Below are 8,226 nucleotides of genomic sequence, written 5' to 3'. Positions count from 1 at the left end.
CCGTTTTGCTTTGTCGAGGTTTTCCATGACTCTATTCTCTCAGGAGTAAAGGTCTCCGGAAAACCCGGTGCGCTTCATACAGCCTCCAGCGCCTCTTCGATCACGTCCCTGAAGCGTCCGTTCGTAAGTCGGAGTTGAAGTGCTCCGCGCTCCAACCGCCCGACGTCCAGAAGATCGTCAATTAGTCGGACCATGTTGCCCATTTGGCGATCGGCCATCTTGACGAGGTGGCTGTGCTCATCAACATTTAGCGGCTTTGATAGAGCCTGTATGGCGCTTCGCACCGCGGCGAGAGGATTTCGTAACTCGTGGGAGAGCACTGAAATAAATTCTGTTTTGCGTCGATCGCTTTCGGCGAGCCGGCGCTCCGCTTTGACTGCGACCGTGACGTCGCGGGCGATCACGACCGCGCCTACGCATCTACCAGATTCGTCGGTGATCGGCGTGGCTGTTTGTTCAATGCATCGCTTGCCATCCTGCGTGATGAGTATTGCAGTTTCGTCTACACGTGAGTTGCGAATGATCGCTGTATTGGCCGCGCTCACCAAGGCGTCGCCATCGCGCGTTCTGAGTAAAAGGATCGTAGCGAGCTTCTGACCTCGGGCCTCGCTGTTCTGCGTACAACACAGTTCTTCGGCAGCCGGGTTTGCATCTCGACACACGCGTGCTCATCGACGACGATCAGTGCATCAGCCACGTTGATAACCACGGTATGCAACAAGGCGGAGTTTTCGGCGACCTCACGCGCGGCATCGAGCCGTGCCTTCACAATCCTTCCGGTGGCCCGAAACACGCCCGCCAAACCGACGGTAGTAAGCAGAAATGTGAGGATTCCTGCGAGAATTGCCAAGTCTCGCACCTCCCGAGCGCGTAGCGAGCGGACATTGATGCGCCTGTTCGACGCATCTTCCATCTCCGATACGACCGCTCGGGCTTGTTCCATCAAGGCTCTGCCTTTGCCGCTCGCCACCATTTGCGCAGCTTGCTCGGGGCCATTGAGCTGGCGAGCGTCGATCACGGCAGCGAGTTCGACGCGCTTTTGGGCGAGTAGATTAGCAAGCTTAGCTAAACGAGTACGTTGCGCCATACCGTCATCTAACAGCGCGCCGACTGCCGCAAACTGCGCATCCATCCTGGACGTCGACTCGAAATAAGGGTTCAGATAAGACTTCTCGCCGGTGATGACGTAGCCGCGCTGCCCCGTCTCCGCGTCCACCGCCATGGTCAAGAGTTGTTCAAGTCGTGTTTTCAATTCGCGCGCGTCAGAAACGCGGCGCTCGCTCTGGTAAAGCCAAATCGTACCGAATGCGCCGACTGATGAGGAGATCAGCAAAAGGACGCCGACCACAATTGCGACATAGCGCCATGAAACCACGGACGCAAGGGAGGAGGATATCGAGTCCAATTGTTTATGGACGGGTCCTTGCGCGTCAGATCGGTCGAGCATCTGCGGTCGACGGCGCGAGGATGTCAGATCTAAAGGTGAATTCACGCCTGAGGCTCCTGCAACCTGGTTCGCTGTGCACAGGGCCTCAACGGAATGGAGGCCCCTATAACCGTGTTTTGGTAAGCCCGGCCTCTGCTTGCGATCGCTGAGTTACGTATTGTCCGACCAGCGCAAGCTCCGTTCCACGCCTTGTGGTTGGGCAGGGGGGCCGTAAAGGGGGAGTTCCGGAACAGGAGATGTGCAGCGCTAGAGAGGACGGCCGCGCGGTGGATGAGCGCTTACTCGTGCGGCGGAATATTGACCATTTCTGGACCAGCGGAGGCATCGCTCCGCTGCTTGATAGTTCCGGTGCTTTGTGGGCTACGCTAAGGTTTCGCAAGACTGTACTGAAAGTTATTCGTTGTCAAAGACTGTCTGCTCTGAACACGGCGACCGACCGATCTCGTGATCAGATGCAGCGGGCGGTTGACTGCCGAGTTCCTCGAGCGTCGCCGGCGAGGTTCGGCGAACGATGGCTGATCATTCGGCTTAAAGGGACCCACTTCATGCACGAGCCTACGTCATGGGGTCAAGGTACGAGCCGCAATGCATTTTCAAGTTGATCGAGAGTGTACGGCTTGGGCAACTCGCGCCATGGGAAATCAGAGGCCTGTTCCGGCAAGACCATGTGACCGGACGAGAAGATGACGTGCATTTTGGGGCAACGCGCCAAGATGCTGCGGGCCAAGTCGATGCCTGACATGCCGGGAAGGTTGACGTCAGTTATCAGGATATCGAAGTTTCGGCGGATCACCACCTCTAGTGCTTGCCTGGGCGAACTGATGGCTTCGCAGCGGTGACCGAGCATTTCCAGAAGCTCAGTGACCGCCTCGCGAGTCGCACCGTCATCGTCCACAACGAGAATGCGCTTAGTGGTTACTTGGCCTCGAGAACTCTGCGCCTGTTCCTCTTCGCTCTTACAAGGCGGTGCTGCTTGAGCGGGGTCCAGCATCTGGCGTAGCTTAACCGCTATATCGTCGCGGCTATATGGCTTACTCAATAGCTCGACACCCGGGTCCAGACGCCCCCCATGCACGATAGCGTTCTGAGTGTAGCCGGAAGTGAATAAAACCTGCAGATTCGGCTGCAACTGTATGGCGCGCCGCGCCATTTCCGGACTTTTGAGCGTGCCTGGCATGACGACGTCTGTGAAAAGGAGATCGACATGCACGCCGCTGCTCAACACGGCCAGCGCCTGGTCCGCATTGTCCGCCTTGAGCACGCTGTAGCCGAGTTGGCTCAACATCTCGATAACTGTTTCCTGAACTTTTTTGTCGTCCTCTACGACCAGCACCGTTTCGTTGCCGCCGACCGGTGTAGCGGTTCGCCGCGTGACGGGTTCGAGTGCGGCGACAGTCGATCTCGGCAGGTAGACGCGTATCGTCGTGCCGTGTCCGACCTCGCTGTAAATGCGAATGTGACCGCCGCTTTGCTTGACAAAGCCGTAAGCCATGCTCAGGCCCAATCCCGTGCCTTCGCCTTCAGGTTTGGTTGTAAAGAATGGATCGAACGCGCGCTCGATCACGTCCTGAGCCATACCGGTCCCCGAATCGGTAACCCCGAGCATCACGTATTGCCCCGCTGGCACGTCCGATAAGGACAGCGAACGCACATACCGGTCATCTAACATTGCGTTAGACAATTCAAGCGTGAGTTTGCCGCCATCAGGCATCGCATCGCGTGCATTGATGGCCAAATTCAGTAGCACGTTCTCAAGCTGGTGTGAGTCGACAAATGCAGTCCAGAGCCCCCCTGCGACGACCGTTTCCACCTCAATGGTCTCGCCCAGCGCGCGACGCAGCAGATCGTCCATGCCGCGAACCATGGCCGCTAGGTTGACCGGCACCGGCCGTAGCGCCTGACGACGTCCAAACGCCAGCAACTGCGAGGCGAGCTTTGCGCCTCGCTCGACTGCATCGATTGCGTTGGCAAGACGTTCCATCGACCAGTTGTCGCTCAGACGTCGGCTTTGCAGCAATTCGAGGTTGCCTCTCAAGACCTGAAGCACGTTGTTGAAGTCGTGCGCGACGCCGCCCGTGAGTTTGCCGATCGCTTCCATTTTCTGCGATTGAAAGAGCGCCGCGCGGGTCTGCTCAAGCAGCTGATCGGCCTCCCGCTTTTCCGTGACATCGCGTGTAATTTTTGCAAAACCGGCAAGCGCCCCAGTCTCTTCGCGAATGGCGTCGACGACGACGTGGGCCCAAAATCGCGTACCATCGCGACGCACCCGCCACCCCTCCGATTCGAAACGGCCTTCCCGGGCAGCAGTATCCAGCGCGCGTTGCGGCAACCCTAAGATCGCATCCTCCGGTGTGTAAAAGCGGGAGAAATGCGAGCCGATAATTTCGGCAGCCGTATAACCCTTAATCCGACGAGCGCCACTGTTCCAGTTGGTTACATGTCCCTGAGGCGAGAGCATGAAAATTGAATAATCGGTGACGCCCTCGACGAGTAGGCGGAAGCGTCGCTCGCTCTCAATTACCGCATCATGCGCCCTACGTTTTTCGCTCTCATCCCGTACGACCTTCACAAACCCCGTCAACGACTTACTTTCGTCAAAGAGCGCCGTGGTGATGACGTTTGCCCAGAAAACACTGCCATTCTTTCGCTTGCGCCAGCCCTCAGCCTCGAAACTACCCCTCGCACGTGCTTCACAGAGCTCGGTCTCTAACGACCCGGCTTCTTCGATATCGTCGGGGAAGAAAATCGACGAGTGCTGACCGATGATGTCGTCAGCCTCATAGCCGTAAATCGACATGCCCCCGGGGTTCCACGTGCCGACGACGCCAGCAGAGGTAAGGGCAAACACCGCCACAGCCGACGTGGTATTGACCCAAGTGGTGGCCCAGTCCTGTTCGAACTGTCCCTGTATTAAGGCGGAATTACGCATAATCGTATTGCAAGTTTTGGTCGAACGATGGCGGCAGAAGCCTTATTGATCGCATTTTACCGATTCTTCGTTGGGGTCGACTGGTACGCAATGTGCTAAGGGTTGACGGAAGCAAAATAGAGGCGCGCGGGCGTTGAACTATGCAACGGGTTCTATTGGTTGACGACGAGCCAGGTATCGTCGAGGTGCTAGAGGTGATTTTGACCGATGCGGGTTACGACGTCCGCTCAGCAAAGAACGGGCTCCAAGCCATGCAACTGGCAAATGACTGGCGACCCGATGCCGTTTTGTCCGACTGGATGATGCCGGTGATGGGGGGCGAAGAATTGCTGCATCGACTGAAGTCATCGCCCGCCTTTTGCGCTATTCCTGTGATCGCAAAGAGCGCATTGCCGCCCGTCGCGCCGCTTCCCCTCGCAGAAATCCTGCAAAAACCTTTTCCTGTGACCGGAATGCTTAACGCAATAAAACGGGTACTTGCGAGCGCGCCATTGCGCGTGGACCGCTGCATTGACGGTTCGGCCATGTACCGATTCGAGGCGTTCCCATCGCGTTCGGCGTACTCGAGGCGGATAGCCCCGAGTCAGCCGATTTTCCAGAGACAGATATCCTGTTTTTGGAAGGGATCGCGAACATAATCGCGCTGGCGGTCGAGCGTTCGGCCGCCGAAGCGGGCGACGCCGACGCGGCTCGATTATCCGGGAGTGTGCTCGAAGCGAGCGTCGACAGTGTGTTCGTCTTTGGTCTTGACGGGCGTCTTCAACGGATTAATCGGCCGGTAGAAGACAGATGCCCAAACTCAGCGCTGGCGCAGACCAATGGTGGGATGTGTCGGTGTCCCCGCTGTTGGGCGCAAACAACCGGGTAGAGCACGTCGTCACTGTGGCGCGAGATATTTCGGAGCGGCGTGCCAACGAGCAGCGCTTGGCGCAATTAGTCGATGAGCAGGAGCGCAACTCGACTCGAACGACCTACTGATGAAGGAGGATAACGGCGAGCAGGCGACCGACGCGGCAGTCTACCTGGCGGGTTGGTTGGCGAACTCAAGGGGACATTTGGCGATCGACCGGTGCGGCTTGAGGCGCAACTCATGACGCTTCCGACCTCTCGCCTTAGCCCGCTGGGATTGGTCACCACTGACTTGGAGAAAGTCCGTAACTTAGAAACGGCGGTATGTGTCTTTAATGCGCTCTGCGGATCAGCGAAACGAAGAAGGGATCTCCGCATTTCGCCGGTGAATTTAAATAAATATCTCCTGTTTTACTAACTATGCGGGTTACGCGTGGCAGATCGATAACCTACAGAAAGTATCGAGGCCCGAATCCTGTATAAGCCGCTCACGCTAGATAGGCGGCGTTAAACCTCGTCACTGGCTGTTACCTTTTGTCACTAATCATAGTCAACGGATTTTAAGGTGGGGCCGTTTAGGTTGTAACACGGGGCACTTCGTCCCGCGTTTAATAAAACTGGAAGGGCTGAAGAAATCATGAAAAAGATCGTTGCTGCTCTCGCGTCCGCTATGCTTGTTACTACGGTTTTTGCGCAGACCGGCGCCACTGATGCGCAAAAGGCACAAGTGAAGGCGAACAACGAAAAGGCCGACGCCCAGGCGACTGCCAATAAGAAGAAGGCTGACGCGCAACAAGATGCTGCAAAGGCGCAAGCTTCTGCTAACGAAGACAAAGCTTCAGCGCAAGCAGATGCGAACAAGGAGGCCGCAAAGGTGGCGCAGGCGACGACGCCAGAAAAAGCGTCTGACGCTCGCGCAGACGCAGCAAAGGCGCAGACCAAGGCGAACGAAAAGAAGCATTCCGCACAAACGAAGGCCGATAAAAAGAAGCGCGACGCATCGAAGGGCGCGAGCGTAGCGCAAGCAAAGGCCGACAAAGAGAAGGTTGAGGCGCAGGGCGATGCCAATAAAGCGGCTGCCGATGCTAAGGTAGACGCTGCTAAGAAGTAAGGAGTTACGCGCGCCGCGCTTATTGCCCGGAGCAGGCGGCGCGCGGGATCGAATCGCGTACGTCATCGTGAAAGCGAGCGACAAGGGCATGAGCGAAATGAGTTTCGCCATTGTCGCGGCACATTACGTCGTACGCGATTCCAAACAGAGGCTCGTTTGTCAATACGCGCCGTTCAACTGCTTTACGCAGACGGAAACAGGTGTAAAGCGGCGAAAGGATTGCTCTGTAAGGCAAAAAGCCTTGCGCATCCTTCTGCCGCACGACTTATTCAGTCTCACGGGTTATTGAGCCAAATATTTGCTCATATGCAAAACAGGAACCTGACACATCGATAGAGGCGCCTTCGTGTTGAGCTAAGACCGTTAGCAAAGTAACTCCGGGCACAACAACGCTTTGCGTAATAGGCGCGTTGGTACTCTGTCCACGTTTTTGCAGCACTCGAAGCTCAATCAGGCTTGCGCGAAGACCTTACTTACCGACTTCTCTCTCTTCCTGCTCGCGTTCAGTGTAGAGCGCGTCAGGAAACACTTCGAGCCGCGCCTGCGGTATTGGCTCGCCGCTCTCGTCAGACAGTCCGTATGTTCCATCGTCGATCTTCTGCAATGCTCTGTCGATGTCGCCAATACGGAGCCGGTTGAAATTGAGCATGCCCGGATTCGAGCCTGCTGGATTCGTTACGGAAGCAACATCGTCATGGTTAGCAAAATCTTTCCGCATTCGTAACAGGCGTTCTCGCTGCTCCGTCATAAATTCAGTCGTCAATTCACGGTTCTGCATTGTCACTTTTCGCCTCCATACGGATGGGTTCGCGCACATCAGACCTCCGTACCTTAAGGACTGGAGATAGCTTTGGCAATATCCGGCTTAACATAACCAATATGCGGCTGTGCGCGAGATCGCAACTCAACCACAATACACGTGTCATGGCACTACACGCCTGCACCCGTCGGCCTATATGTAAAAGCCCAGACCTTCTCCCGTGAAAGCATGCAAATGGCAAAAGTTCGTAAGACCAAAACCTCAATGGGCTTGGCGAAGCGCGCCCACCATAAGAAAGCTTTGTTTCTGCCGCTCGATACGGCAGCAGCCAACCGGATTTCGTTGCGATCTTGGACCGCGCTGGAACGGGCGCGCGCAGGTGATGCGGGTTCCGAGGTTGCCTTAGCGCTCGCGCATGCCGCGATGGCGGTGCACCGTCTTGTCATGCTGGGATATGGGGTGGTCGATGAGCACGCGATGTCGAACTCCAAGGCCGGTCTAGCGCGGGTTATCGAACTAGGCTGTGAGACCGGCACTTGGAGATTCGACGAAAATTTGATCGCTTCCCTCGCGCCTGTGCTCGATGAACATCACCGTCAATTGCGACAGGTGAGGATGGTAGCACTCGTCGAGGCAAATGAGTGGTTAGAGGCAAAGCCGGGCAAAGGCGCGCTTATGCAGCATTTATTGCAGGCGAGCGCGGGGGTAAAGGGACAAGACGCCGTTAGAAAGGCCGGTTCTCGCGGCAAATCGGAAGAGATCTCTTGTGGCCGGGTGACAACGACTAAAGTACAGCACAATACGGACGAAAAAGAGCCAATGGGAGGTAGCTCCATTTACGCCTCGCCAAGCGCCCGTTAGCACGGGGCTGAGGTGGCTTTTCGGACCAATGAGAGGACTGGGGACGCCACTGCCAGGTTGCAATGTCTGGATGGCGGCCTGGAAGCTAAAGCGCCGTCGTTTATGGATAAAATGAGCATCTGCGGGAGCATGCGTTACATATCGATGGTCAATCAACCCCAACAATTGACGCTCCCCACACCGCGTACGTATACCCGCACCGACTTCACGGCGCTGCGCGCGTTCGTGCAGCGCGTGCCGGCGGCCACCATCGCGCGGCTTTACTACGA

At 56.6% G+C, this 8,226-nt stretch carries 8 protein-coding genes; 4 read left to right on the top strand and 4 right to left on the bottom strand.

Annotated features, from left to right (window positions below; all coding sequences use genetic code 11):
- Window positions 1–74: 74 nt before the first annotated feature.
- The 3 genes from NCT03_RS32355 to NCT03_RS32345 all read right to left on the bottom strand — a co-directional run bounded on the left by NCT03_RS32355 (window position 75) and on the right by NCT03_RS32345 (window position 4,376).
- On the bottom strand, window positions 75–629 hold the full coding sequence (locus NCT03_RS32355; RefSeq protein WP_250495392.1) for a sensor histidine kinase: 555 nt from the start codon (window positions 627–629) through the stop codon (window positions 75–77).
- On the bottom strand, window positions 542–1,492 hold the full coding sequence (locus tag NCT03_RS32350; protein WP_250495390.1) for a CHASE3 domain-containing protein: 951 nt from the start codon (window positions 1,490–1,492) through the stop codon (window positions 542–544). Before NCT03_RS32350 ends, NCT03_RS32355 begins: the two co-directional genes overlap by 88 nt.
- Window positions 1,493–2,015: 523 nt before the next feature.
- Entirely contained in the window at window positions 2,016–4,376 is a 2,361-nt protein-coding gene (locus NCT03_RS32345; protein ID WP_250495389.1) for a hybrid sensor histidine kinase/response regulator, read from the bottom strand.
- 140 nt (window positions 4,377–4,516) lie between these two features.
- Here NCT03_RS32345 and NCT03_RS32340 point away from each other — a divergent pair, with 140 nt between their 5' ends.
- The 3 genes from NCT03_RS32340 to NCT03_RS32335 all read left to right on the top strand — a co-directional run bounded on the left by NCT03_RS32340 (window position 4,517) and on the right by NCT03_RS32335 (window position 6,336).
- The gene (locus NCT03_RS32340) at window positions 4,517–5,014 is read left to right on the top strand and encodes a response regulator (RefSeq protein WP_250495388.1); all 498 of its coding nucleotides are present in this window, start codon (window positions 4,517–4,519) and stop codon (window positions 5,012–5,014) included.
- A 151-nt stretch (window positions 5,015–5,165) separates the two neighbouring features.
- Window positions 5,166–5,354, top strand: coding sequence for a PAS domain-containing protein (locus NCT03_RS34285; RefSeq protein WP_350030203.1), 189 nt, complete (start codon window positions 5,166–5,168; stop codon window positions 5,352–5,354).
- A 508-nt stretch (window positions 5,355–5,862) separates the two neighbouring features.
- A complete protein-coding gene (locus NCT03_RS32335; RefSeq protein ID WP_250495387.1) occupies window positions 5,863–6,336 on the top strand; it encodes a prolipoprotein diacylglyceryl transferase in 474 nt (157 codons plus the stop codon).
- Between the two features lie 469 nt (window positions 6,337–6,805).
- Here NCT03_RS32335 and NCT03_RS32330 read toward each other — a convergent pair whose 3' ends face one another.
- A complete protein-coding gene (locus NCT03_RS32330) occupies window positions 6,806–7,114 on the bottom strand; it encodes a TraR/DksA family transcriptional regulator (RefSeq protein WP_250495391.1) in 309 nt (102 codons plus the stop codon).
- A 210-nt stretch (window positions 7,115–7,324) separates the two neighbouring features.
- On the opposite strand from NCT03_RS32330, the gene NCT03_RS32325 reads away from it, so the two are divergent.
- Window positions 7,325–7,957, top strand: coding sequence for a hypothetical protein (locus NCT03_RS32325; RefSeq protein ID WP_250495386.1), 633 nt, complete (start codon window positions 7,325–7,327; stop codon window positions 7,955–7,957).
- Window positions 7,958–8,226: the final 269 nt, after the last annotated feature.

This window comes from Caballeronia sp. GAWG1-1, assembly GCF_023631465.1.
Lineage (GTDB): Bacteria > Pseudomonadota > Gammaproteobacteria > Burkholderiales > Burkholderiaceae > Caballeronia.
The sequence above is the reverse complement of the archived record's forward strand: the minus strand, read 5'-3'. Positions and strand labels throughout refer to the sequence as shown.

What these genes read in the sequence shown, in the direction of transcription:
- NCT03_RS32330 (WP_250495391.1), bottom strand. Translation starts at nt 7,114, where the DNA reads ATGCAGAACCGTGAATTGACGACTGAATTTATGACGGAGCAGCGAGAA.
- NCT03_RS32325 (WP_250495386.1), top strand. Translation starts at nt 7,325, where the DNA reads ATGCAAATGGCAAAAGTTCGTAAGACCAAAACCTCAATGGGCTTGGCG.
- NCT03_RS34285 (WP_350030203.1), top strand. Translation starts at nt 5,166, where the DNA reads ATGCCCAAACTCAGCGCTGGCGCAGACCAATGGTGGGATGTGTCGGTG.
- NCT03_RS32345 (WP_250495389.1), bottom strand. Translation starts at nt 4,376, where the DNA reads ATGCGTAATTCCGCCTTAATACAGGGACAGTTCGAACAGGACTGGGCC.
- NCT03_RS32340 (WP_250495388.1), top strand. Translation starts at nt 4,517, where the DNA reads ATGCAACGGGTTCTATTGGTTGACGACGAGCCAGGTATCGTCGAGGTG.
- NCT03_RS32335 (WP_250495387.1), top strand. Translation starts at nt 5,863, where the DNA reads ATGAAAAAGATCGTTGCTGCTCTCGCGTCCGCTATGCTTGTTACTACG.